The following is a 25,427-nucleotide window of genomic DNA, read 5'->3' on the forward strand; positions in this document are numbered from 1 at the left end:
TCGCCGCTGTGCTGGAATTCCTGACGGAGAACCTGCATGTCGGTATTGCAATTATCGCTTAACGAGGCGCGCCACCTCCATCTCGCGGCGCAGGGGTTGTTAAAGAAGCCCCGACGTCGCGCTCGCCCGAAAGACATTCTTTCCACCATCCAGCAGATGTCGCTGCTGCAAATCGATACCATCAACGTGGTGGCCCGCAGCCCCTATCTGGTGCTGTTCAGCCGCCTCGGCAGCTATCCGCAGCACTGGCTGGATGAGTCGTTGCGCAGCGGCGAGCTAATGGAATACTGGGCGCATGAAGCCTGCTTTCTACCGCGCAGCGATTTCGCCCTGGTGCGCCATCGCATGTTGAATCCCGACAATATGGGCTGGAAATACCATCGCGCGTGGATGGAGGAGCATGCCGGGAGTATTGCAGAGCTGCTGGCGCATATCGGGCAAAACGGCCCGGTTCGCTCGGCGGATTTTACCCACCCGCGCAAAGGCGCCAGCGGCTGGTGGGAGTGGAAACCGCATAAGCGCCATCTGGAAGGGCTGTTTACCGCCGGCGAAGTGATGGTGGTGGAACGGCGCAATTTTCACCGCGTGTATGATTTAACCCAGCGGGTGATGCCGGACTGGGATGACGAACGCGACGCGCTGTCCCGCGAAGACGCAGAGGCCATCATGCTGCGCAACAGCGCCCGCAGCCTCGGTATCTTTCGTCCCCAGTGGCTGGCCGATTACTATCGCTTGCGCCAGCCGTCGCTACCGGGTCTGCTGGCTGCCTGGCAGGAAGAGGGCCTGGTGGTGCTGGTTAACGTGGAAGCACTCGGCGAGATGTGGTTGCATCGCGACGCGCTGGCGCAGCTTGAGTCAGCGCCTGGCGGTAAGCTGATCGCCAGCCATAGCGCCGTGCTCTCTCCTTTTGACCCGGTGGTCTGGGATCGGAAACGCGCGGAGCAACTCTTCAACTTCAGCTATCGCCTGGAGTGCTATACCCCAGCGCCGAAGCGGCAGTATGGCTACTTCGTACTGCCCCTGCTGCACCAGGGAAAACTGGTTGGGCGGATGGACAGTAAAATACATCGCAAAAGCCAGGAGCTGGAGATCTTCTCCCTGTGGCTGGAGGAGGGGGTGAAGATCACCCGTGGCCTTGAGCAGGGGCTGCGCCGGGCGATTAACGACTTCGCGCGATGGCAATCGGCGGAGCGGATCCTGTGCCGACGCTTGCCGGAAGGGCTGTTTGTCGGCCAGGAGCAGGGGTGGGAAATCAACGCCGATTGATCCCGGCGCCGACCTTCCTGTGATATGCTGCTGTGAAATCTATCCGGTCCATCAGGAGGAAACATGGATCACCGTTTACTTGAAATCATCGCCTGCCCGGTCTGTAACGGTAAGCTGTATTACAGTCAGGATAAGCAAGAACTTATTTGCAAACTTGATAGTCTGGCGTTTCCGCTGCGCGATGGTATTCCTGTGCTGCTGGAGACAGAGGCCCGAGCGCTGACGGTTGAAGAGAGTCACTCATGAGTTTCGTGGTTATTATTCCTGCGCGTTTCGCCTCTACGCGCCTGCCGGGAAAACCACTGCAGGACATTAACGGCAAACCGATGATTGTCCACGTGCTGGAGCGCGCGCGCGAATCCGGCGCGGATCGCATTATTGTCGCCACCGATCATCCGGACGTAGCCAGCGCCGTTGAAGCGGCGGGTGGTGAAGTGTGCATGACCCGCGCCGATCACCAGTCCGGCACCGAACGGCTGGCGGAAGTGGTGGAGAAGTGCGCGTTCAGCGATGACACTATTATCGTCAATATTCAGGGCGATGAGCCGATGATCCCCCCGGCGATCGTCCGCCAGGTGGCGGAGAATCTGGCGTCCAGCAGCAGTGGAATGGCGACGCTGGCGGTACCGATCCACGATGCGGAAGAGGCGTTTAATCCAAATGCGGTGAAAGTGGTGATGGATGCCCAGGGCTATGCGCTCTATTTTTCACGTGCCACCATTCCCTGGGATCGCGATCGCTTTGCCCACTCCCGCGAGAACATCGGTGATTCCCTGCTGCGTCACATCGGCATTTATGGCTACCGCGCTGGCTTTATTCGCCGCTATGTCAGCTGGGCGCCGAGCCCGCTGGAGCAGATTGAAATGCTCGAGCAGCTGCGGGTGCTGTGGTATGGCGAGAAAATCCATGTTGCCGTGGCGGCAGAAGTGCCCGGCACCGGTGTGGATACCCCGGAAGATCTGGAGCGCGTCCGCGCTGAACTGCGTTAATCCCCTGTCCCCTCCTTGCAGGGGGGGATATCCCCGCCGGTTTTTCGCTTTTTTTGTCCCTTTTTGATCTTATTCGATGACAACCCAGGTGCGGGCGCTCATTATGAAACCAGTAGTGTTCATAGGGGTAATCGACAATGGAACAGTTGCGAACCGAACTCAGTCACCTGCTTGGCGAAAAGCTGAGCCGGGTGGAGTGTGTCAGTGAAAAACCCGCTACGGCGCTGTGGTCCCTGTACGACGCGCAGGGAAACCCGATGCCGCTGCTGGCGCGCAGTTTCACCACGCCCGGTGTGGCGCGGCAACTGGCATGGAAGATCTCCACCCTCGCGCGCAGTGGTACAGTGCGCATGCCGGTGGTTTACGGCGTGATGACGCATGAAGAGCATCCCGGGCCGGATGTGCTGCTGCTTGAGCGCTTGCGCGGCGTTCCGGTGGAGGCCCCCACGCGCACACCAGCGCGCTGGGAGCAACTGCAGGAGCAAATCGTCGAGGCGCTGCTCGCCTGGCATCGTCAGGACAGCGGCGGCTGCGTAGGAATGGTCGACAATACCCAGGACAATCTGTGGTCGAACTGGTACCGTCAGCGGGTAGAGATGCTGTGGAGCACCCTGAACCTGTATCAGGATACCGGCCTGACGATGCAGGATAAGCGTATTTTGTTCCGCTCCCGCGAGTGCCTTCCGGAGCTGTTTCGCGATTTCAATGACAATGCCGTGCTGGTACACGGTAATTTCACCTTGCGCAGTATGCTGAAAGACCCACGCAGCGATCAGCTGCTGGCGATGGTGGGCCCGGGGATGATGCTGTGGGCGCCACGCGAGTATGAACTGTTCCGCCTTGCAGAAGGCGGCCAGGCGGAACAGTTGCTGTGGCGCTACCTGCAGCAGGCGCCAGTTTCCGAGGCCTTTGTCTGGCGGCGCTGGCTCTATCTGCTGTGGGATGAGGTGGATAATCTGGTCAATACCGGGCGCTTTGACCGCGCCCGTTTCGACCTCGCGACAAAATCACTCCTGCCCTGGCTCGCCTGAGCCACCTTTCAGCCATTGCCAGACGCGACCGAGGGTTTCATAGCCGACCCGGTCGCTGTGCATCAGCCATACCGGGGAGGGGATGGCTCGTTCCCACGGATTAAGCGGCGAGGTCACCGCTAACTGATTTGCCGGCGCGGGCAGGGGATCCAGACCGGCATGACGAAAGAAAATCATCGCCCGTGGCAGGTGTGACGCCGAAGTGACCAGCAGGAAGGGCGCATCGCCGATGGCGCGCTTCACCGCCTGCGCTTCCTCTTCTGTATCTTTCGGCCGATCGAGCACGATGATATCGCTGCGTGGTACGCCGAGGCTCTCGGCCACTCTCGCCCCAGCTTCTGCCGTGCTGACGGGATTCGTTTTCGCTGCCGCGCCGGTGAAGATCATTTTCGACCCGGGATTCGCCTGCCACAGGCGAATGCCCTCCGTCAGGCGCGGCAGGCTGTTATTGATAAGATTAGAGCTTGGCGCCCACTCCGGATTCCAGGTATAGCCGCCGCCCAACACCACCACGTAGCTCACCGGCTGCTCGCCGCGCCAGGTGGGGTAGCTATCTTCAATCGGTTTCAACAGGCTGTCGGCCACCGGTTGCAGGCTCAGCAGCGCCAGCAGCAGCCAGCCGAGGCTCACGCATAGCTTGCCGGTACGTTGAAAGCGGCTGAACCATAACAGCGCGATCCCGATCCCGATCAGCAACAGCAGGGCGGGAAGCGGCAACAGCAGACCGCCGACGATCTTTTTTAGCGTGAAAAGCATGCCAGATGGTTCCTTTTTTAACCATATAACCAAAGTTATGTTCGGATCTTATAACAGATCGCTTCATTCTCGGCGTGGGTATGACAAAATAGCGGTTTTGTGTTGGCTTGTGGAGTCGCCCGTGCAGGATCGCAATTTCGATGACATTGCTGAAAAGTTTTCGCGCAATATTTACGGCACCACAAAAGGTCAGCTGCGCCAGGCGATCCTCTGGCAGGATCTGGAACCGCTGCTGGCGCAGCTGGGGCCGGGACCGCTGAGGGTGCTGGATGCCGGCGGCGGCGAAGGGCAAACAGCCATTAAAGTGGCGCAACTGGGCCATCACGTGACGCTGTGCGATCTCTCCGCTGAAATGGTGGCGCGCGCCCGCCAGGCGGCCGTCGATAAAGGTGTGATCGACAACATGCATTTTGTACAATGCGCGGCTCAGGATATTGCGCAGCATTTGGAAAGCCCGGTTGATCTGGTACTGTTTCATGCGGTGCTGGAGTGGGTGGCGGAGCCCCAGGAGGTGCTGCGTACGCTGTGGTCGACACTGCGTCCTGGCGGTGGGCTGTCGTTGATGTTCTACAATGCTAACGGCCTGCTGATGCACAATATGGTGGCCGGTAATTTCGATTACGTACAATTGGGCATGCCAAAAAAGAAAAAACGCACGCTGTCGCCGGATTATCCGCGTGAGCCGCAGCAGGTTTATCACTGGCTGGAAGAGATTGGCTGGCAGATTGTCAGCAAAACCGGCGTGCGGGTGTTTCATGATTATCTGCGTGAAAAACGCCAACAGCATGACAGCTATGCGGCGCTGCTGGAGCTGGAAACGCGCTACTGTCGTCAGGAGCCGTATCTCAGCCTGGGCCGTTATATTCATGTCACCGCGCTTAAGAGCCAGGCTCATAGCCGCAGATGCAAGGATAAAGTATGAGTGAATTTTCCCAGACAGTCCCCGAACTGGTTGCCTGGGCCAGGAAAAATGATTTTTCTATCTCGCTGCCGGTCGACAGACTCTCTTTTCTGCTGGCGGTCGCCACGCTGAACGGCGAACGGCTGGAAGGGGAAATGAGCGAGGGAGAACTGGTGGATGCGTTCCGCCACGTCAGTGATGCGTTTGAGCAGACCAGCGAAACCATCAGCCAGCGCGCCAATAATGCGATCAACGATTTGGTGCGCCAGCGTCTGCTGAACCGCTTTACCAGCGAAATTACCGAAGGCAATGCGATCTATCGCCTGACGCCGTTGGGGATCGGGATCACCGATTACTATATCCGTCAGCGTGAATTCTCGACGCTGCGTCTCTCGATGCAGCTGTCGATCGTCGCCGGCGAGCTGAAGCGTGCGGCGGATGCGGCAGAAGAGGGCGGGGATGAGTTCCACTGGCATCGCAATGTTTTCGCTCCGCTGAAATATTCCGTGGCGGAAATTTTCGACAGCATCGACCTGACGCAGCGCATTATGGATGAGCAGCAGCAGCTGGTGAAAGACGATATCGCACAGTTGTTAAATAAAGACTGGCGCGCGGCGATTTCCAGCTGTGAACTGCTGCTGTCGGAAACCTCCGGCACCCTGCGCGAACTGCAGGATACGCTGGATGCGGCGGGGGATAAACTGCAGGCGAATCTGCTGCGCATTCAGGATTCGACCATGGCGCGCGACGATTTGCATTTTGTCGACCGGCTGGTATTCGACCTGCAAAGCAAACTCGACCGCATCGTCAGCTGGGGTCAGCAGGCGATTGACCTGTGGATCGGCTACGACCGCCATGTGCACAAGTTTATCCGTACCGCTATCGATATGGATAAGAACCGCGTCTTCGCCCAGCGTCTGCGCCAGTCGGTACAGACCTATTTTGATGAACCGTGGGCGCTGACTTACGCCAACGCCGACCGTCTGCTGGATATGCGCGATGAAGAGATGGCGCTGCGCGATGAAGAGGTCACCGGCGAACTGCCGGCGGATCTCGAATTTGAAGAGTTTAACGAAATTCGCGAGCAGCTGGCGGCGCTGATCGAAGCGCAGCTGGCGGTCTATAAAGAGAAGGGAATACCGCTGGACCTCGGCCTGGTGGCGCGGGAGTTCCTGGCGCAGTATCCGCGCGGACGTCACTTCGACGTGGCGCGGATCGTCGTGGATCAGGCGGTACAGCTGGGCGTCGCCCAGGCAGATTTCACCGGACTGCCGGCAAAATGGCAGCCGATTAATGATTACGGAGCCAAGGTACAGGCGCATGTCATTGACAAATATTGAACAAGTGATGCCGGTTAAGCTGGCGCAGGCGTTGGCCAATCCGTTATTTCCGGCGCTGGACAGCGCCCTGCGCGCGGGCCGTCATATCGGTCTCGACGAGCTGGATAATCACGCATTTTTGATGGATTTCCAGGATTACCTGGAAGAATTTTACGCTCGCTATAACGTCGAGTTGATCCGCGCACCGGAAGGGTTCTTCTATCTGCGCCCGCGCTCCACCACGCTGATTTCGCGCTCGGTGCTGTCGGAGCTGGATATGATGGTGGGCAAAATTCTTTGCTATCTCTATCTCAGCCCGGAGCGCCTGGCAAACGAAGGGATTTTCACCCAGCAGGAGCTCTATGACGAACTGCTGACCCTGGCGGATGAATCCAGGCTGCTGAAGCTGGTGAACAATCGTTCCACCGGTTCGGATCTGGACCGCCAGAAGCTGCAGGAAAAAATGCGCGCGTCGCTTAACCGCCTGCGCCGCCTGGGGATGGTGTGGTTTATGGGCCATGACAGTAGCAAGTTTCGCATTACCGAATCGGTATTCCGCTTTGGCGCCGATGTGCGCGCCGGCGACGACCCGCGCGAGGCGCAGCGCCGCCTGATCCGCGACGGGGAAGCGATGGCTCTGGAAAATCACCTGCAGCTCAATGATGAGAATGAAGAAAACCAGCCGGATAGCGGGGAGGAAGAGTAATGATTGAACGCGGTAAGTTTCGCTCGCTAACGCTGGTGAACTGGAACGGTTTCTTTGCCCGGACCTTTGATCTTGATGAACTGGTGACCACCCTCTCCGGGGGGAACGGCGCGGGTAAGTCCACGACCATGGCGGCTTTCGTCACGGCGCTGATCCCGGATTTAACCCTGCTGCACTTCCGTAACACCACTGAAGCGGGGGCCACCAGCGGCTCACGCGATAAAGGCCTGCATGGTAAGCTGCGCGCCGGGGTGTGTTACTCGGTGCTTGATGTGATCAACTCCCGCCACCAGCGCGTGGTGGTCGGCGTGCGCCTGCAGCAGGTCGCCGGACGCGATCGTAAAGTCGATATTAAGCCGTTCGCCATTCAGGGGCTGCCGACCTCTATCCTGCCGACCCAGCTGTTGACCGAAACGCTGAACGATCGTCAGGCGCGCGTGGTCAGTCTCAATGAGCTGAAAGACAAACTCGAGGCGATGGAAGGCGTCCAGTTTAAACAGTTCAACTCGATCACCGAATATCACTCGCTAATGTTCGATCTGGGCGTGGTGGCGCGTCGTCTGCGTTCCGCCTCCGATCGTAGCAAATACTACCGCCTGATTGAGGCCTCGCTGTACGGCGGGATCTCCAGCACCATTACCCGCTCGCTGCGCGACTACCTGCTGCCGGAAAACAGCGGCGTGCGTAAAGCGTTCCAGGATATGGAAGCGGCGCTGCGGGAAAACCGCATGACGCTGGAAGCCATTCGCGTAACCCAGTCTGACCGCGATCTGTTTAAACACCTGATCAGCGAAGCCACCAACTACGTGGCGGCGGACTATATGCGTCACGCCAACGAGCGGCGCATTCACCTGGATAAGGCGCTGGAGTATCGTCGCGATCTCTTTACCTCGCGTTCGCAGTTGGCGGCCGAGCAGTATAAGCACGTCGAGATGGCGCGCGAGCTGCAGGAGCACAACGGCGCGGAGGGCGATCTGGAAGCCGATTACCAGGCCGCCAGCGATCACCTGAACCTGGTGCAGACCGCCCTGCGTCAGCAGGAAAAAATTGAGCGCTACGAAGCGGATCTCGACGAGCTGCAGATCCGTCTGGAAGAGCAGAATGAAGTGGTGGCGGAAGCCGCCGACCAGCAGGAAGAGAACGAAGCCCGCGCCGAAGCCGCCGAACTGGAAGTGGATGAGCTGAAAAACCAGCTCGCCGACTATCAGCAGGCGCTCGACGTCCAGCAGACCCGCGCCATTCAGTATAACCAGGCGCTGCAGGCGCTGGAGCGCGCGAAGGCGCTGTGCCATCTGCCGGATCTGACGCCTGAGAGCGCCGACGAGTGGCTGGAAACCTTCCAGGCGAAAGAGCAGGAAGCGACGGAGAAAATGCTGTCGCTGGAACAGAAAATGAGCGTGGCGCAAACCGCGCACAGCCAGTTCGAACAGGCGTACCAGCTGGTGGCGGCGATTAACGGCCCGCTGGCGCGTAATGAAGCCTGGGACGTGGCGCGCGAATTGCTGCGCGACGGCGTTAACCAGCGCCATCAGGCCGAGCAGGCGCAGGGGCTGCGCAGCCGTCTCAACGAGCTGGAACAGCGTCTGCGCGAGCAGCAGGACGCCGAGCGTCAGCTGGCTGAGTTCTGCAAACGCCAGGGCAAACGCTACGATATCGACGATCTGGAAACGCTGCATCAGGAGCTGGAAGCGCGCATCGCGTCGCTGGCCGACAGCGTCTCTAACGCTCAGGAACAGCGCATGACCTTGCGTCAGGAGCTGGAGCAACTGCAGTCGCGCACCCAGACGCTGATGCGCCGGGCGCCGATCTGGCTGGCGGCGCAAAACAGCCTCAACCAGCTGTGCGAGCAGAGCGGCGAACAGTTTGAGTCCGGCCAGGAGGTCACCGAATACCTGCAGCAGCTGCTGGAGCGCGAGCGCGAGGCTATCGTTGAACGTGACGAGGTCGGCGCCCGCAAGCGTGCCATCGACGAAGAGATCGAGCGACTCAGTCAGCCGGGCGGCTCTGAAGACCCGCGTCTGAACGCGCTGGCGGAGCGCTTTGGCGGCGTCCTGTTGTCGGAAATTTATGACGACGTTAGCCTCGAAGATGCGCCGTACTTCTCCGCGCTGTATGGCCCATCGCGCCATGCGATCGTGGTGCCGGATCTGTCGCAGGTGGCGGAGCAGCTCGAAGGGCTGGAAGATTGTCCGGAAGACCTGTATCTGATCGAAGGCGATCCGCAGTCCTTCGACGACAGCGTGTTCAGCGTTGACGAGCTGGAAAAAGCGGTGGTGGTGAAGATTGCCGACCGCCAGTGGCGTTATTCACGTTTCCCAACGCTGCCGCTGTTTGGTCGCGCGGCGCGCGAAAATCGCATCGAAACACTGCATGCTGAGCGTGAGAGTCTCTCCGAGCGTTTCGCGACCCTGTCGTTCGACGTGCAGAAAACCCAGCGTCTGCACCAGGCTTTCAGCCGCTTCATTGGCAGCCATCTGGCGGTGGCTTTCGAGGACGATCCGGAAGAAGAGATCCGCAAGCTTAACAGCCGCCGCGGCGAGCTGGAGCGTGCGCTGAACGCCCATGAGAGCGATAACCAACAGAACCGCGTGCAGTATGAGCAGGCGAAAGAGGGCGTGTCGGCGCTCAACCGCCTGCTGCCGCGCCTGAACCTGCTGGCGGATGATACGCTGGCTGACCGCGTGGACGAGATCCAGGAACGTCTGGACGAAGCGCAGGAGGCAGTGCGCTTTATTCAGCAGCATGGCAATCAGCTGGCGAAGCTGGAGCCGATCGTCTCGGTATTGCAGAGCGATCCGGAGCAGTTTGAGCAGCTGAAAGAAGATTACGCCTATGCGCAGCAAACCCAGCGCGATGCGCGTCAGCAGGCCTTTGCGCTGGCGGAAGTCGTGCAGCGCCGGGCCCACTTCAGCTACTCCGATTCGGCGGAGATGCTCAGTGGCAACAGCGATCTCAACGAGAAGCTGCGCCAGCGTCTGCAACAAGCGGAATCTGAGCGTAGCCGCGCGCGCGAAGCGATGCGTAGCCACGTTGCGCAGTTGAACCAGTACAACCAGGTGCTGGCGTCGCTGAAGAGCTCGTATGACACCAAAAAAGAGCTGCTCAACGATCTGTATAAAGAGCTGCAGGATATCGGCGTGCGTGCCGATGCCGGGGCGGAAGAGCGCGCGCGTCAGCGTCGTGACGAGCTGCACACGCAGCTGAGCAACAACCGCTCCCGTCGCAATCAGCTGGAAAAAGCGTTGACCTTCTGCGAAGCGGAAATGGACAACCTGACCCGTAAACTGCGCAAGCTGGAACGCGATTACTGCGAAATGCGTGAGCAGGTTGTCAGCGCCAAGGCGGGCTGGTGCGCGGTGATGCGTCTGGTGAAAGACAATGGCGTCGAACGTCGTCTGCATCGCCGCGAACTGGCCTATCTCTCTGCCGACGAACTGCGTTCGATGTCGGATAAGGCGCTCGGTGCGCTGCGTCTGGCGGTCGCCGATAACGAACATCTGCGCGACGTGCTGCGTATATCGGAAGATCCGAAACGTCCGGAGCGCAAAATCCAGTTCTTCGTCGCCGTCTATCAGCATCTGCGCGAGCGTATCCGTCAGGATATTATTCGTACCGATGACCCGGTGGAAGCGATCGAGCAGATGGAGATCGAGCTCAGTCGTCTGACCGAAGAGCTGACCAACCGCGAACAGAAGCTGGCGATCAGTTCCCGCAGCGTGGCGAATATCATTCGCAAAACTATTCAGCGTGAGCAGAACCGTATCCGGATGCTCAACCAGGGGCTGCAGAGCGTCTCGTTCGGCCAGGTTAACAGCGTGCGTCTGAACGTTAACGTGCGCGAGACCCACTCGACGCTGCTGGATGTCCTGTCTGAACAGCATGAGCAGCATCAGGATCTGTTTAACAGCAATCGCCTGACCTTCTCGGAAGCGCTGGCCAAGCTGTATCAGCGCCTGAACCCGCAGATCGACATGGGGCAGCGCACGCCGCAAACCATCGGCGAAGAGCTACTCGACTACCGCAACTATCTGGAGATGGAAGTGGAAGTTAACCGCGGCTCTGACGGCTGGCTGCGCGCGGAGTCCGGCGCGCTGTCGACCGGGGAAGCGATCGGTACCGGGATGTCGATTCTGGTAATGGTGGTGCAGAGCTGGGAAGATGAGTCTCGTCGCCTGCGCGGCAAGGATATCTCGCCTTGCCGTCTGCTGTTCCTCGATGAAGCGGCGCGTCTCGACGCCCGCTCCATCGCCACGTTGTTCGAGCTGTGCGAACGTCTGGAGATGCAGCTGATTATCGCGGCGCCGGAAAATATCAGCCCGGAAAAAGGCACGACCTATAAACTGGTGCGTAAAGTGTTTAATAATCACGAACACGTACACGTTGTCGGCCTGCGCGGTTTTGCCGCGCCGGTACCGGAAGCACTGCCGGGTACGGCCGACGCCTCCTGAGGCTGCGGCTAAATTCTGGCGGCTAAGCGCTGAAAAGGGCAACGTTAAGTTGCCCTTTTTGCTATCCAGCCTGGTATGCCTGGGTGGTATAATCTTTAAGCTTCTTTACATTAGGTAAGGCAAAAGCCTTTCCGTCTTTATATACTGTGATAAAGCCCACTAATTTGTGGGCGGCAATGTGTGACAACAGGGGGCAAGGGATGTTGCTAAAGAAACGGTATGGTCGTCCATTGTCAGCGCTCAGCCTGAGCCTGGCACTGGCATTTGCTCCGCTGTTCAATGTCCAGGCCGCAGAGCCTGAAGTCGTACCTGGTGATAGCTCCGCTACGCCTGGAGAGCTTTCCGTCGCGCTGACGCAAAGCGATGGGCAATCGCCGGCGGTCGCGAAGCTGGCCGGTGAGCAGCCGCTGTCGATGGAGGCGGCGGCAAACAGTCGCGCCCAGATCGAGGCGCTGTTGCCGGCAGGGTACAAACCTGTCTTTATCAATCCGCTGGTGTCGCTGTACGCCGCCAGGGATATGAAACCGATGTGGGAGAACCGCGAGGCGGTGCAGGCGTTCCAGCAGCAGCTGGCGGAGATCGCCATCGCCGGTTTTCAGCCGCAGTTTACCACCTGGGTCAGCCTGCTGACCGATCCCGCCGTCAGCGGCATGGCGCGCGATGTGGTGTTGTCGGATGCCATGATGGGCTATCTGCACTTTATCAGCGGCATCCCCACCCAGGGGACCCGCTGGCTATATAGCTCGACGCCGTACAAGATGGCGACCCCGCCGCTATCGGTGATTAACCAGTGGCAGCTGGCGCTGGACAATGGCTCCCTGCCGGCGTTTATCGCTGGCCTGGCGCCGCATCATCCGCAGTATGAGGCCATGCACCAGTCGTTGTTGGCGCTGGTGGCTGATTCTCGCCCGTGGCCGCAGATGACCGGTAGCGGCTCGCTGCGCCCCGGCGAATGGAGCAATGATATCGGTGCCCTGCGCGAGATCCTCCAGCGTACCGGGATGCTGGACAATACCGCCAATATCGTTCTGCCCGGCGATGTGGTGAGCCCGTCGGCGAAGAAAAAGAGCAAACCCGCGGCGCGCGGCGTGTACGATCGCCAGCTGGTGGAGGGGGTTAAGCGCTTTCAGGCCATGCAGGGGCTGGGTGCGGATGGCGTCATTGGCCAGTCCACCCGCGACTGGCTCAACGTCTCTTCCGCGCAGCGTGCGGGGGTGCTCGCCTTGAATATTCAGCGTTTACGCCTGCTGCCGGGCAAACTGTCGACCGGCATTATGGTGAATATTCCCGCTTTCTCGCTGGTCTATTACCAGGATGGCAGCCAGGTGCTGGCCTCGCGGGTGATCGTCGGGCGTCCGGACCGCAAAACGCCAATGATGAGCAGCGCGCTGAACAACGTGGTGGTCAATCCACCGTGGAACGTGCCGCCGACGCTGGCGCGCAAAGATATCCTGCCGAAGGTGCGTAACAATCCAGGCTATCTGGAGCAGCATGGCTACACCGTGATGCGCGGCTGGAACAGTAAAGAGACCATCGATCCTTATCGGGTCGACTGGTCGACCATCACCGAGAATAATTTACCGTTCCGTTTTCAGCAGGCGCCTGGAGCGCGTAACTCACTGGGCCGCTACAAGTTTAATATGCCGAGTTCAGATGCTATTTATCTGCACGATACGCCGAACCATAATCTGTTCCAGAAAGATGTTCGCGCGCTCAGCTCCGGCTGCGTACGCGTCAATAAGGCCTCGGAGCTGGCCAATATGTTGCTGCAGGACGCGGGCTGGAACGACACGCGTATTTCCGATGCCCTGAAGCAAGGGGACACGCGCTATGTCAATATTCGGCAAAATATACCGGTGAATTTATATTACTTAACGGCTTTTGTGGACGCTGATGGACGTACACAATATCGAACAGATATTTACAATTACGATCTCACCGCGCGATCCAGTGCACAAATTCTGACGAAAGCTGAACAATTAATCAGGTAAATGAAGTAGTTCAATGAATTTTGTTGTCCTAGCACTGGGTAAAAAAGGGCGCTGCTCCTCTGCAGCGCCCGATTTTCCTGGGGTGAGGCTGCCTTGACGTTGGCAATAATGCCCGGTAAGGTGCCTTTCGTGCGCCAGAAGTGCATATACATATCATTCCGCTCAATGCGTAGCGCGGTCAGCGCGAACGCTCTCCTTTGCCGGAAAGCATCACGGCTGTGGCGAGCGATGGCGAGCTGGCGGTTAGCCTCGCGCGATGCGGAAAAAGTATATAACGATTCATTGACTGTAGACCTGATTATCATGGACAAATTTGACGCTAATCGCCGCAGATTGCTGGCGTTGGGTGGTGCTGCGCTGGGTGCTGCCGCCATTCTCCCTGCGCCGGCATTTGCCACCCTCTCGACCCCCCGTCCGCGTATTTTGACGCTGAATAACCTGCATACCGGTGAATCGCTCAAGGCGGAGTTTTTCGATGGCAGAGGCTATATTCAGGATGAATTAGCAAGACTTAATCATTTTTTCCGTGATTACCGCGCGAATAAAATTAAGTCCATCGATCCAAATCTGTTCGATCATCTTTATCGGTTGCAGGGATTGCTTGGCACTAACAAACCTGTCCAGCTTATTTCTGGTTATCGTTCCCTCGATACCAATGATGAGCTTCGCGCACGAAGCCGTGGTGTGGCAAAACACAGCTATCACACCAAGGGGCAGGCAATGGATTTCCATATTGAAGGTATTTCGTTAAGCAATATTCGCAAAGCGGCGTTATCTATGCGCGCAGGTGGTGTAGGATATTACCCACGTAGTAACTTTGTGCATATTGATACCGGTCCCGTAAGGCACTGGTAACGAAAGGAGCGTCATGAACTATCGTATTATTCCGGTTACCGCGTTCGCGCAGAACTGTTCTCTCATCTGGTGCGAACAAACCCGCCTGGCGGCGCTGGTCGATCCTGGCGGCGATGCTGAACGCATCAAAGCGGTGGTGGCGGAGGCGGGCGTCACGCTGATGCAGATCCTGCTGACGCATGGCCATCTCGATCACGTCGGCGCCGCTGCGGAACTGGCGCAGCATTATGGCGTACCGGTTATTGGTCCGGAAAAAGAAGATGAGTTCTGGCTGGAAGGATTGCCGGCGCAAAGCCGGATGTTCGGCCTGGAGGATTGCCAGCCGCTGCGTCCGGATCGCTGGCTCAATGAAGGCGATGTGGTCAATGTAGGGAATGTGGCGCTGCAGGTACTGCACTGTCCGGGCCATACGCCGGGTCACGTGGTCTTCTTTGATGACGCTTCCCGATTGCTCATTTCCGGAGACGTGATTTTTAAAGGCGGGGTGGGGCGCAGCGATTTTCCACGCGGCGACCATGGACAGTTGATTGCGGCCATTAAGGATAAGCTGTTGCCGCTGGGCGATGACGTGACCTTTATTCCCGGCCATGGTCCGCTGTCGACGCTGGGTGAGGAACGTCGTAACAACCCGTTCCTGCAGGATGAGATGCCGGTCTGGTAACAGACATGACGCGAACACATAAAAAAGGCCGCATTCGCGGCCTTTTTCTTTTATCTCGCTTAGAGCACGCTGTCGCTTACAGTACTGCGACGATGGCTTCGCACAGCGGCGCCATATTGTCAGGCGTCATCCCGGCCACGTTGATACGTCCGGAAGCAACCGCATAGATGGCGAACTCTTCACGCAGGCGCAGCACCTGCTCTTTAGTCAGGCCGCTGAATGAGAACATGCCGTTCTGCTGGCTGATAAAGCTGAAGTCGCGGCTCGCGCCTTTCTCCTGCAGGGTATTGACGAACAGCAGGCGCATACGCTGGATGCGCTGGCGCATATCGGTCAGCTCCTGCTCCCAGATCGCACGCAGCGCATCGTTGCTCAGAATGGTGGCGACCACGGAGGCGCCATGCGCAGGCGGGTTGGAGTAGTTGGCGCGGATCACCGATTTCATCTGACTGAATGCGCGGTCCACGGTCTCCTGATCGGCGGCGACCAGCGTGCAGGCGCCGACGCGCTCGTTGTACAGGCCAAAGTTTTTCGAGTAGGAGCTGGCGACCAGCAGCTCTTTGTGCAGCGCAGCAAAGGCGCGCAGACCTTCAGCATCTTCTTCCAGACCGCGGGCAAAGCCCTGGTAGGCGAAATCAAACAGCGGGAGCCAGCCTTTTTCCACTGACAGCTGAGCCAGCTGCTGCCACTGGTCGAGCGTCGGATCGATACCGGTCGGGTTGTGGCAGCAGCCGTGGAACAGCACCACGTCGCCGGGCTGGGCTTCGTTCAGGCTGGCCAGCAGACCATCAAAGTCCAGCGCATGGTTAGCGGCGTCGTAGTAGGTATATTCGCGCACTTCCAGCCCGGCAGAGGTAAACACGCTCTTGTGGTTCGGCCAGCTTGGGTTGCTCACCCACACGCGTTTCACGTCGGTGTTTTTGGCGAGGAAGTCAGCTGCGACACGCAGAGCGCCAGTACCGCCAGGGGTCTGCGCAGTGCGGGCGCGTTTATCAGCGATAATCGCATTGCCTTTACCGAACAGCAGCTCCTGAGTGCAGCGACCAAATTCAGGAATACCATCGATGCCCAGATAGTTTTTAGTCGTTTCATTTTCCAGCAGGTACTGCTCTGCTTTCTTGACGCTGGTCAGAACGGGTGTTTTACCGGTTTCATCCTTGTAAACACCAATTCCGAGGTTAATTTTTTCAGGGCGGTCATCGGCACGAAACAGATCGGCCAGACCTAAAATCGGGTCGGCTGGGGCGGCGGTAATGTTCTCAAACATGACGAGGTTCCATTGTGATTACTGAAGGGAAATCCGCTATCAGGTTAACGGGAGAATAACGAATTGCCAACCGTTTGCGACAAAAAGCGAGAAGGTTTTCGAAAGATACGATCTTTGCCTCACGAATACAGAAAAGCAGGACCGAAGTCCTGCTTTGAAGGCATATCACGAAGGGGTGTACTGCAGATTAGAACTGGTAAACGATACCCACGGCCGCCTGGTCGTCGGTGGCTACGCCAGCCGCTTTGGTGTAATCGTTGTCGTCCAGCTGGTTGAATTTATACGCAGCGTAGACGTTCATGTTCTTGTTGAAGTAGTACCAGGTACCCACTTCGATGTATTTAACCAGATCCGCATCGCCGCCGGAGAAGCCAGCACGTGACTGCAGGTCTTTACCTTTGGTCTGCACGTAACCGATGGACGGACGCAGGCCGAAGTCGAACTGATACTGTACGACAGCTTCAAAGTTCTGGGTTTTGCCCGCGAAGTGGTTATCTTCTTCCGGAGTCATGTTGTAGGTCTGAGAGTACATGACCGCTGCATAGACGTTGTTGGCGTCATATTTTGCAGAGGTTGCCCAGGCTTCGGCTTTGTCGCCATTGCCGTCAGCTTTCTGATCGACGCTACGGTTGGAGCCGGAGTAGCCTGCAGACAGTGCGATACCGTTGTCGAACGCGTAAGTGGCTGCGGTGCTGAAGCCGTCGCCATTCTGCTTGCGAACCGCACGGTCGTGGTCGTTTTTACCCTGGTACTGCAGCGCGAAGCTCAGGCCGTCAACCAGACCAAAGAAGTCAGAGTTACGGTAGGTTGCCACGCCGTTGGTACGGCCGGTCATGTAGTTGTCGGTGTAGTTCCAGCCGTCGCCGCCCCATTCAACCAGCATATCGGTTGCTGCTTCGACGTCGTAGATCGCGCCGTAGTTACGGCCGTAGTCGAATGAACCGTATTCGCCCGCTTTCAGACCCGCGAACGCCAGACGGGTTTTCGTCGGCTGGGAACCTTCAACATTGGACGCATCCATGTTGTATTCCCACTGGCCGTAACCGGTCAGCTGATCGTTGATCTGAGTTTCGCCTTTCAGGCCGATACGGGCATAGGTGGTATCGTCGCTGCTGGTGTCGCCATTGGTGGTCCAGACGTGCTCGCCGACCATTTTCCCATAGAAGTCCAGTTTGTTGCCGTTTTTGTTATAGATTTCTGCAGCGTTGGCTGCACCGGCTACCAGCAGGGCAGGGATCACCACTGCCAGAATATTGCGCTTCATCATTATTTATTACCCTCATTAATATTTTTTATATGAACACGTGCCACTGCCGTCAATAAGTTCTGTCAATAAAAACTTACAGAACCATTGATGAGAGTTTGGTGTCTGAAGGCATCTTTCCATCCGCGACAACGTTTCGCTAGCCGGAAAATGCTACGAATATCTCATATGAGTAACAAAACGAAAAATCATGTAACTAAGTGTGTATTTTGGGGAACTTTGTGAACTTAATCAAAATTCCGTTCCACCTGATGAGGTAAAACGTCATTGCTTATCTATCTATATGAATTATTTATGATTAATTTGGATAAGCGGCAATTCGTTCATTTTATGTGTTGAATTCGTCTTCTTTTTATTCAGCCTCTGTCTTGGCAAGACGTGCGGCGCATGGTTAAAAAATGAGCAAATTTATCAGGGGTTTTGCTCTGATATGAACATAAAGTGCGATCTGCATCACCGGTGTGCACCGAAACAGTGCGTAACATAAATGTGATTTCCAGGCCTTGATGTTTAAGTTTGTTGAATTTTGCTAACAGTAATTGACATAAAAAAAGGCCAGCTTGCGCTGGCCTTTCAGGTTTATGTCAGAAAAATTTAGAATGTCGCGTTGCGCGGGGTACGCGGGAACGGAATGACATCGCGGACGTTCTGCACGCCGGTGACGTAAGCGATCAGACGTTCGAAGCCCAGACCGAAGCCGGAGTGCGGTACGGTGCCGTAGCGGCGCAGGTCGCGATACCACCAGTAGTCTTCTTTGTTGAGCCCCATCTCTGCCATACGCGCGTCCAGCACGTCGAGACGCTCCTCACGCTGGGAACCACCGATGATCTCGCCGATGCCCGGCGCCAGCACGTCCATTGCCGCGACGGTTTTACCGTCTTCGTTAAGGCGCATGTAGAAGGCCTTAATGTCTTTCGGATAGTTTTTCACCACGACCGGCGCTTTGAAGTGTTCTTCAGCCAGATAACGCTCGTGCTCGGAGGAGAGATCCACGCCCCAGTAAACCGGGTTCTCAAACTGCTTGCCGCAGTTTTCCAGGATAGTGACGGCATCGGTGTAATCCACCTGAGCAAAATCAGCGGAGACGAAACGCTGCAGACGGTCGATAGCGTCTTTGTCTACGCGCTCGGCGAAGAACTGCATGTCATCCGCACGCTCTTCCAGTACCGCCTTAAAGACGTACTTGAGCATCGCTTCCGCCAGACCAGCAACATCGTTCAGGCTCGCGAAGGCGACTTCCGGCTCCAGCATCCAGAACTCCGCCAGGTGGCGGCTGGTGTTGGAGTTTTCGGCGCGGAAGGTTGGGCCGAAGGTGTAGATTTTCGACAGTGCGCAGGCATAGGTCTCGCCGTTCAGCTGGCCGGATACGGTCAGGAACGACTCTTTACCAAAGAAGTCTTTATCGAAGTCGACTTTGCCCTGATCGTTACGCGGCAGGTTTTCCAGATCCAGCGTCGACACGCGGAACATTTCGCCGGCGCCTTCGGTATCGGAAGCGGTGATCAGCGGGGTGGAAACCCAGAAGAAGCCCTGTTCGTCGAAGAATCGGTGCAGCGCCTGCGCCAGGGTATGACGCACGCGAGCTACCGCGCCAATCAGGTTGGTGCGCGGACGCAGGTGCGCTACTTCACGCAGATACTCGATGCTGTGGCGCTTGGCCGCCATCGGGTAGGTGTCCGGGTCTTCCACCCAGCCGGTGACTTCCACGCTGGTCGCCTGGATCTCAAAGCTTTGACCCTGGCCCTGGGAAGCCACGACTTTACCGGTGACAATCACCGAGCAACCGGTGGTCAGACGCAGCACTTCCTGATTGTAATTGGGCAGAGAATTATTAATAACGGCCTGTACAGGATCAAAGCAGGAACCGTCATAGACGGCGAGGAATGAAAAGCCAGCTTTAGAATCTCGGCGGGTACGCACCCATCCGCGGACCGTGACTTCGCTGTCAACGGCAACGCGGCCCTGGAGTACGTCGGCTACAGGCACAACGCTCATAATAATCTCTCTATGTAGTCCAATAAAAAAGTCTCTTCCCCCTACAGCGGGGGGATATCTATGTTACCTGTCATCTTCCATCAGACAAGTAGATTTCGCATCATAAGCGGATAATTCGGCAATAAATAATAAAGAAAAAGGAGCCTGAAAGGCTCCTTAGGGGAATTAGCTCGCCTTTTTAATCGGCGGCAGGTCGAACGCCTCGCGCAGGGCGCGGACGAAGGCCTTATCGTGGCAGATGGTTTTTCCCGGGCTGTCGGAGAGTTTCGCCACCGGTTTGCCGTTACATTCCACCAGCTTAATCACGATATTGAGCGGTTTAACCTGCGGCAGATCGCAGGTTAAACGGGTGCCGATACCAAAGCTCAATTTCACCCGCGAGGCGAAGTGGCGATACAAATCGACCGCTTTGGCGAGATCGAGATTATCGGAGAAGACCAGCACTTTGCTCAGCGGATCGATGCCCAGCTTCTGATAATGGGCGATGGCTTTTTCACCCCATTCCACCGGGTCGCCGGAGTCATGGCGCAAACCCTGATAGCGGGTAGCGAATTCCGGACCAAAATCGCGCAGGAACGCATCCATGGTGATGCAGTCGGTCAGCGCGATGCCCAGCTGGTCGGGATACTCTTCCAGCCAGGCGGCAAGGGCCGCCCGCTGGCTGCTGGCGAGGTTCGGGCTGATCTGCTGGTGGGCCTGGAACCATTCGTGCGCCTGGGTGCCCATCGGGGCTAAATGTAAACGACGAGCCAGATCGTAATTGCTGGTGCCGACAAACCACGGCTCCTGCTGCAGACGTTGCACAATGGCCTCTTGCACTTCGCGTGAAAAACGACGGCGGGTGCCGAAGTCCATCAGGCGGAAGGCGCGCATATCGAGGCCAGCGGTCATGCTGGCGAAGTCGCCTAGCTTATGTTCCAGCGTGTTCAGCGCCTGATCGACGCCCATTTCTGGTGAACGATAGCGATGGACCAGCTCGCTTATCACCGCCAGCAGCGGGACTTCCCACATGATGGCTTCACGCCACGGGCCGGTAAGGCGAATGTTCAGCTTGCCGTTGTCATTGCTGACCGTGACCTGGCGCGGGTCATAGCGAAAATCGCGCAGCCAGTCGAGATAATCCTGGCGGAAAAAGGGAAGGGTGGACAACCAGTGATATTCATCATCCCGCAGTCTCAGGTCGCGCATGGACTCCACCTGCTCGCGGATCGCGTCGGCATAAATGCCGAGAAGGTCGTCTCCGCGGCAGCGAAACTCCGCCGCCACATGCACATCGCCGTAGCGGTGGAAGACAGCCTGCTGCATGTGCAGCTTGTAGGCATCCGTATCAAGCAGCGAGTGCAGTACAGGAGAAGTGAATTGTGTCATGGTGCGCAGTAGCATCCTCTCACTGGAGCGTTCCATCCAAACCAACGCGAAAAAAGGAGGCGGAGTATACCTTTATTACCCGGCTCTGTCCCGCGATGGCGAGCGATGGCGACGCTGACGGTCATTTGCGAGGCCTAGTTTAATATATTGAACATGGATCACACCACAAGCTTTGCGTCGGGTCGAGGGCATTTCGTGCCGCGCGTGTTAACAAAATGTAGCGGTTTTCGTGTTTCACATTGAAAAGATGAAGATTCTGCATAGCGCGATTGACACAACGGGAATAGACTGGGACGACACTTTACCCAAGATGCGAAAGGTTTTTTATGACACAACAGCCCCAAGCCAAATACCGCCACGACTATCGTGCGCCGGAGTATCTGATTAGCGATATCGATTTGACCTTTGACCTGGATGCCGCAAAAACCGTCGTTACGGCCGAGAGCAAGGTCTCCCGCCACGCGGCTGCGTCTGATGTGCCATTGCGCCTCGACGGCGAAGATCTGACCCTGATCGCGCTGCAAGTGAACGGCCAGCCGTGGAGTGACTATAAAGAAGAAAACAATCAGCTGGTGATCGGCGGTCTGCCGGAGCATTTCACCCTGACCATCGTCAATGAGATCAGCCCGGCGGCGAACACCGCGCTGGAAGGCTTGTATCAGTCAGGCGAAGCGCTGTGTACTCAGTGCGAAGCGGAAGGTTTCCGCCATATTACCTGGTACCTGGACCGCCCGGACGTGCTGGCGCGGTTTACCACCAAAATCATCGCCGACAAAGCGAAATACCCGTTCCTGCTCTCCAACGGCAACCGCATGGCGCAGGGAGAGCTGGAGAATGGCCGTCACTGGGTACAGTGGCAGGATCCGTTCCCGAAACCGTGCTACCTGTTTGCGCTGGTGGCCGGTGATTTTGACGTCCTGCGTGACACCTTTACCACTCGCTCCGGTCGTGAAGTGGCGCTGGAGCTGTACGTCGATCGCGGCAATCTCGACCGCGCGCCGTGGGCAATGACCTCGCTGAAAAATTCCATGAAATGGGATGAGGAGCGCTTTGGCCTCGAGTATGACCTCGACATCTATATGATTGTCGCCGTCGACTTCTTTAATATGGGCGCGATGGAGAACAAAGGACTCAACGTCTTTAACTCCAAATATGTCCTGGCCCGTACCGATACCGCCACCGATAAAGACTATCTTGATATCGAGCGGGTGATTGGTCATGAGTATTTCCATAACTGGACCGGCAACCGCGTCACCTGCCGCGACTGGTTCCAGCTCAGCCTGAAAGAAGGGCTGACCGTGTTCCGCGATCAGGAGTTCAGCTCCGACCTCGGCTCACGGGCGGTTAACCGCATCAACAATGTGCGCACCATGCGCGGGTTGCAGTTTGCTGAAGACGCCAGCCCGATGGCGCACCCGATCCGCCCGGATATGGTTATCGAAATGAACAACTTCTACACCCTGACGGTTTATGAAAAGGGTGCCGAAGTGATCCGCATGCTGCACACCCTGCTGGGTGAAGAAAACTTCCAGAAAGGGATGCAGCTGTACTTTGAACGCCATGACGGCAGCGCCGCGACCTGCGATGATTTCGTCCAGGCGATGGAGGATGCCTCTAACGTCGATCTGTCACACTTCCGCCGCTGGTACAGCCAGTCCGGTACGCCAATCGTCACCGTGCATGACGACTACAACCCGGAAACCGAGCAGTACACGCTGACCATCAGCCAGCGTACGCCGCCGACCGCTGAGCAGGCCGAGAAGCAGCCGTTGCATATCCCGTTTGCCATTGAGCTGTACGATAACGAAGGCAAGGTGATCCCCCTGCAGAAGGGCGGCCATCCGCTGCACCCGGTGCTCAATGTAACTCAGGCCGAGCAGACTTTCGTCTTCGATAACGTCTATTTCCAGCCGGTGCCGGCGCTGCTGTGCGAATTTTCAGCACCAGTGAAACTGGAATATAAGTGGAGCGATCAGCAGCTCACCTTCCTGATGCGCCATGCGCGGAATGATTTCTCGCGCTGGGATGCGGCGCAGAGCCTGCTCGCGACCTACATCAAGCTGAACGTCAACCGTCATCAGCAGGGACAGCCGCTGTCGCTGCCGGTACACGTGGCGGACGCCTTCCGCGCCATCCTGCTGGACGAGAAGATTGACCCGGCGCTGGCCGCCGAGATCTTAACCCTGCCGTCGGCCAACGAAATCGCCGAGATGTTCGCCATTATCGATCCAATCGCCATCGCCACCGTGCGCGAAGCGCTCACCCGCACTCTGGCGAACGAACTGGCGGACGAATTCCTCGCGGTTTATCACGCCAATAAACTCGACAGCTACCGTGTGGAGCACGCCGATATTGGTAAGCGTGCCCTGCGCAATACCTGCCTGCGCTATCTGGCGTTTGCGGAGCCAACGCTGGGCGATAAACTGGTGTCGGCGCAGTATCACCAGGCGGATAACATGACCGACGCGCTGGCTGCGCTGTCGGCAGCGGTTGCCGCCGAGCTGCCGAGCCGCGATGCGCTGATGCAGGAGTATGACGATAAATGGCATCAGGACGGTCTGGTGATGGATAAGTGGTTTATCCTGCAGTCCACCAGCCCGGCGGCCAATGTGGTGGAAACAGTGCGTGGTCTGCTGAATCACCGTTCATTCAGCATGAGCAACCCGAACCGTGTGCGGTCGTTAATCGGCGCTTTCGCCAGCAGCAACCCGGCGGCGTTCCATGCTGAAGACGGCAGCGGCTACCAGTTCCTGGTGGAGATGCTGACCGAACTTAACCAGCGCAACCCGCAGGTGGCGTCGCGTCTTATTGAGCCGTTGATTCGTCTGAAGCGTTATGATGAGAAGCGACAGGCGCTGATGCGCGCTGCGCTGGAGCAGTTAAAGGGGCTGGAGAATCTCTCCGGCGATCTGTTCGAGAAAATCAGTAAGGCGCTGGCGTAACGGTGGCAAAATCCCCGGTTGCGCTCTCGCTTACCGGGGCTACAGCGCTGTGCGATTTGGTAGCCCGGCCGAGCGAAGCGCGGGCCGGGGACGTTAGTTAGCCATGACTAAACAAACGCGGTGCGCTCTCGCTCTTGCCGCGTTTCATCACCCGATCCAGCACCTCTGCCTCCAGCTCGGCCAGCTTCGCCGACCCGGTGCGCCGCGGTCGCGGAATATCCACGTTCAAATCGAGGCCAATTTTCTTCTCTTCAATTAACAGCACCCGGTCGGCCATGGCCACCGCTTCACTGACGTCGTGCGTCACCAGCAGGACCGTAAAACCATGCTCCTGCCACAGGGAGACGATCAGCTCCTGCATCTCCAGACGGGTGAGGGCGTCCAGCGCTCCCAGCGGCTCGTCCAGCAGCAGCAGGCGCGGGCGATGGATCAGCGCGCGGGCCAGCGCAACGCGCTGCTTTTGCCCACCTGACAGCGCCGCCGGCCACTCCTGCGCACGGCTCTCGAGTCCGACGCTGGCCAATGCCTGTAGGGCGGCGTCGCGCCAGGCGCCTTTTAACCCCAGCCCGACGTTATCAATCACCGTTTTCCACGGCAGCAGGCGCGCATCCTGAAACATCATCCGGGTGTCGTCCTGGATCGCCGCCAGGGGTGTCGCGCCCGCCAGCAGCTCTCCAGCGTTCGGTTTTTCCAGACCCGCCAGCAGGCGCAGCAGGGTACTCTTGCCGCCGCCGCTGCGGCCCACCACCGCCACAAACTGGCCGCTGGGAATATGCAGATCCAGCTCGTTAAGAATAGTGTTATCGCCATAGCGTTTCGTCACCCCGTTCAGCAGCAGCGGGATACCTGGGGTCAGACGGGCAGTGTTCATGCGTTAGCCTCCTGAAGATGATACGCCGGGTTCCAGCGCAGCCAGAGCCGTTCCAGCAGCTGGGCGCAGACATCGGCCAGTTTGCCAAGGATGGCGTAAAGAATGATGGCGACCACCACCACGTCGGTTTGTAGAAATTCACGCGCATTCATCGCCAGATAACCGATACCGGCATTCGCCGAGATGGTTTCAGCGACAATAAGCGTCAGCCACATCAGGCCAAGAGCGAAACGCACGCCGACCATAATTGAGGGCAGGGCGCCGGGTAAAATCACGTGACGGAACAGCGCGAAGCCGGATAAACCATAGCTGCGCGCCATCTCTACCAGCCCACGGTCGATATTACGGATCCCATGCCATGTGTTGATATAGATCGGGAACAGGGTGCCCAGCGACACAAGGAAGATCTTGGCGGTCTCGTCGATGCCGAACCACAGAATTACCAGCGGGATCAGCGCCAGATGCGGGACATTGCGCAGCATCTGGATCGAGGTGTCCAGCAGACGCTCGCCCCAGCGTGACAGGCCGCTGATCAGGCCGAGCACCAGCCCGATGGAGCCGCCGATGGCGAAGCCGACCAGCGCCCGCCACGAGCTGATGGCCAGATGCTGCCACAGCTCACCGCTGGCCGAGAGCGTCCAGAACGCTTTCAATACCCCCTCCGGCGAGGGAAGCACCCGCGTCGAGAGCCAGCCGACGGACGAGGCCAGCTGCCAGATAATGACCGTCCCCACCGGCAGCAGCCAGGGGGCGAGGCGTAACAACAGGGGATGGGTTGATTTTGCCATCAGTGTCTC

At 57.8% G+C, this 25,427-nt stretch carries 19 protein-coding genes; 12 read left to right on the forward strand and 7 right to left on the reverse strand.

Annotated features, from left to right (window positions below):
• Positions 1 to 36: 36 nt before the first annotated feature.
• The 4 genes from AS136_RS05425 to AS136_RS05440 all read left to right on the forward strand — a co-directional run bounded on the left by AS136_RS05425 (position 37) and on the right by AS136_RS05440 (position 3,286).
• Complete coding sequence (locus AS136_RS05425; protein WP_063266684.1) at positions 37 to 1,266, forward strand: winged helix-turn-helix domain-containing protein; 1,230 nt, start codon at positions 37 to 39, stop codon at positions 1,264 to 1,266.
• Between the two features lie 63 nt (positions 1,267 to 1,329).
• The gene (ycaR, locus tag AS136_RS05430) at positions 1,330 to 1,512 is read left to right on the forward strand and encodes a protein YcaR (protein WP_012542316.1); all 183 of its coding nucleotides are present in this window, start codon (positions 1,330 to 1,332) and stop codon (positions 1,510 to 1,512) included.
• Entirely contained in the window at positions 1,509 to 2,255 is a 747-nt protein-coding gene (gene kdsB / locus AS136_RS05435; protein WP_040975163.1) for a 3-deoxy-manno-octulosonate cytidylyltransferase, read from the forward strand. Before ycaR ends, kdsB begins: the two co-directional genes overlap by 4 nt.
• A gap of 137 nt (positions 2,256 to 2,392) precedes the next feature.
• Positions 2,393 to 3,286 carry a YcbJ family phosphotransferase gene (locus AS136_RS05440; RefSeq protein WP_008805863.1) on the forward strand — a complete coding sequence of 298 codons (894 nt, stop codon included), beginning with the start codon at positions 2,393 to 2,395 and terminating at the stop codon, positions 3,284 to 3,286.
• On the opposite strand, the gene elyC is transcribed toward AS136_RS05440, so the two are convergent.
• Positions 3,263 to 4,042, reverse strand: a complete 780-nt coding sequence (elyC, locus tag AS136_RS05445; RefSeq protein WP_008805864.1) for an envelope biogenesis factor ElyC — start codon at positions 4,040 to 4,042, stop codon at positions 3,263 to 3,265. The two genes, AS136_RS05440 and elyC, sit on opposite strands and share 24 nt — an antisense overlap.
• A 121-nt stretch (positions 4,043 to 4,163) precedes the next feature.
• Between elyC and cmoM the strand changes: the two genes are divergently transcribed.
• From cmoM to AS136_RS05480, 7 genes are all read left to right on the forward strand, one after another.
• Positions 4,164 to 4,964, forward strand: a complete 801-nt coding sequence (cmoM, locus tag AS136_RS05450) for a tRNA uridine 5-oxyacetic acid(34) methyltransferase CmoM (protein ID WP_016160569.1) — start codon at positions 4,164 to 4,166, stop codon at positions 4,962 to 4,964.
• Positions 4,961 to 6,283 (forward strand): chromosome partition protein MukF, encoded by a 1,323-nt coding sequence (mukF, locus tag AS136_RS05455; RefSeq protein ID WP_008805866.1) that lies wholly within the window; start codon positions 4,961 to 4,963, stop codon positions 6,281 to 6,283. Before cmoM ends, mukF begins: the two co-directional genes overlap by 4 nt.
• On the forward strand, positions 6,264 to 6,968 hold the full coding sequence (gene mukE, locus AS136_RS05460) for a chromosome partition protein MukE (protein ID WP_004150840.1): 705 nt from the start codon (positions 6,264 to 6,266) through the stop codon (positions 6,966 to 6,968). The genes mukF and mukE overlap by 20 nt, the downstream gene beginning before the upstream one ends.
• Positions 6,968 to 11,416, forward strand: coding sequence for a chromosome partition protein MukB (gene mukB, locus AS136_RS05465; protein ID WP_023339852.1), 4,449 nt, complete (start codon positions 6,968 to 6,970; stop codon positions 11,414 to 11,416). Before mukE ends, mukB begins: the two co-directional genes overlap by 1 nt.
• Before the next feature lie 200 nt (positions 11,417 to 11,616).
• Complete coding sequence (gene ldtD, locus AS136_RS05470) at positions 11,617 to 13,407, forward strand: L,D-transpeptidase (RefSeq protein ID WP_012542312.1); 1,791 nt, start codon at positions 11,617 to 11,619, stop codon at positions 13,405 to 13,407.
• Positions 13,408 to 13,710: 303 nt separating this feature from the next.
• On the forward strand, positions 13,711 to 14,262 hold the full coding sequence (locus AS136_RS05475; RefSeq protein ID WP_004201403.1) for a YcbK family protein: 552 nt from the start codon (positions 13,711 to 13,713) through the stop codon (positions 14,260 to 14,262).
• Between the two features lie 13 nt (positions 14,263 to 14,275).
• A complete protein-coding gene (locus tag AS136_RS05480; RefSeq protein ID WP_008805870.1) occupies positions 14,276 to 14,923 on the forward strand; it encodes an MBL fold metallo-hydrolase in 648 nt (215 codons plus the stop codon).
• A 76-nt stretch (positions 14,924 to 14,999) separates the two neighbouring features.
• On the opposite strand, the gene AS136_RS05485 is transcribed toward AS136_RS05480, so the two are convergent.
• The 4 genes from AS136_RS05485 to pncB all read right to left on the reverse strand — a co-directional run bounded on the left by AS136_RS05485 (position 15,000) and on the right by pncB (position 20,817).
• Positions 15,000 to 16,190, reverse strand: a complete 1,191-nt coding sequence (locus AS136_RS05485; RefSeq protein WP_023322285.1) for an amino acid aminotransferase — start codon at positions 16,188 to 16,190, stop codon at positions 15,000 to 15,002.
• Positions 16,191 to 16,377: 187 nt separating this feature from the next.
• Positions 16,378 to 17,457, reverse strand: a complete 1,080-nt coding sequence (ompK35, locus tag AS136_RS05490) for a porin OmpK35 (protein ID WP_008805872.1) — start codon at positions 17,455 to 17,457, stop codon at positions 16,378 to 16,380.
• 591 nt (positions 17,458 to 18,048) lie between these two features.
• A complete protein-coding gene (gene asnS / locus AS136_RS05495) occupies positions 18,049 to 19,449 on the reverse strand; it encodes an asparagine--tRNA ligase (protein ID WP_012542310.1) in 1,401 nt (466 codons plus the stop codon).
• 165 nt (positions 19,450 to 19,614) lie between these two features.
• Positions 19,615 to 20,817 (reverse strand): nicotinate phosphoribosyltransferase, encoded by a 1,203-nt coding sequence (gene pncB, locus AS136_RS05500; RefSeq protein WP_012968615.1) that lies wholly within the window; start codon positions 20,815 to 20,817, stop codon positions 19,615 to 19,617.
• Positions 20,818 to 21,143: 326 nt separating this feature from the next.
• Between pncB and pepN the strand changes: the two genes are divergently transcribed.
• Entirely contained in the window at positions 21,144 to 23,759 is a 2,616-nt protein-coding gene (gene pepN, locus AS136_RS05505; RefSeq protein WP_008805875.1) for an aminopeptidase N, read from the forward strand.
• 97 nt (positions 23,760 to 23,856) lie between these two features.
• On the opposite strand, the gene ssuB is transcribed toward pepN, so the two are convergent.
• Positions 23,857 to 24,630 (reverse strand): aliphatic sulfonates ABC transporter ATP-binding protein, encoded by a 774-nt coding sequence (gene ssuB, locus AS136_RS05510; protein ID WP_016160579.1) that lies wholly within the window; start codon positions 24,628 to 24,630, stop codon positions 23,857 to 23,859.
• Positions 24,627 to 25,418 (reverse strand): aliphatic sulfonate ABC transporter permease SsuC, encoded by a 792-nt coding sequence (gene ssuC, locus AS136_RS05515; protein WP_016160580.1) that lies wholly within the window; start codon positions 25,416 to 25,418, stop codon positions 24,627 to 24,629. The genes ssuB and ssuC overlap by 4 nt, the downstream gene beginning before the upstream one ends.
• Between the last annotated feature and the right edge of the window lie 9 nt (positions 25,419 to 25,427).

This window comes from Klebsiella sp. D5A, assembly GCF_001620885.1.
GTDB lineage: Bacteria > Pseudomonadota > Gammaproteobacteria > Enterobacterales > Enterobacteriaceae > Klebsiella > Klebsiella variicola.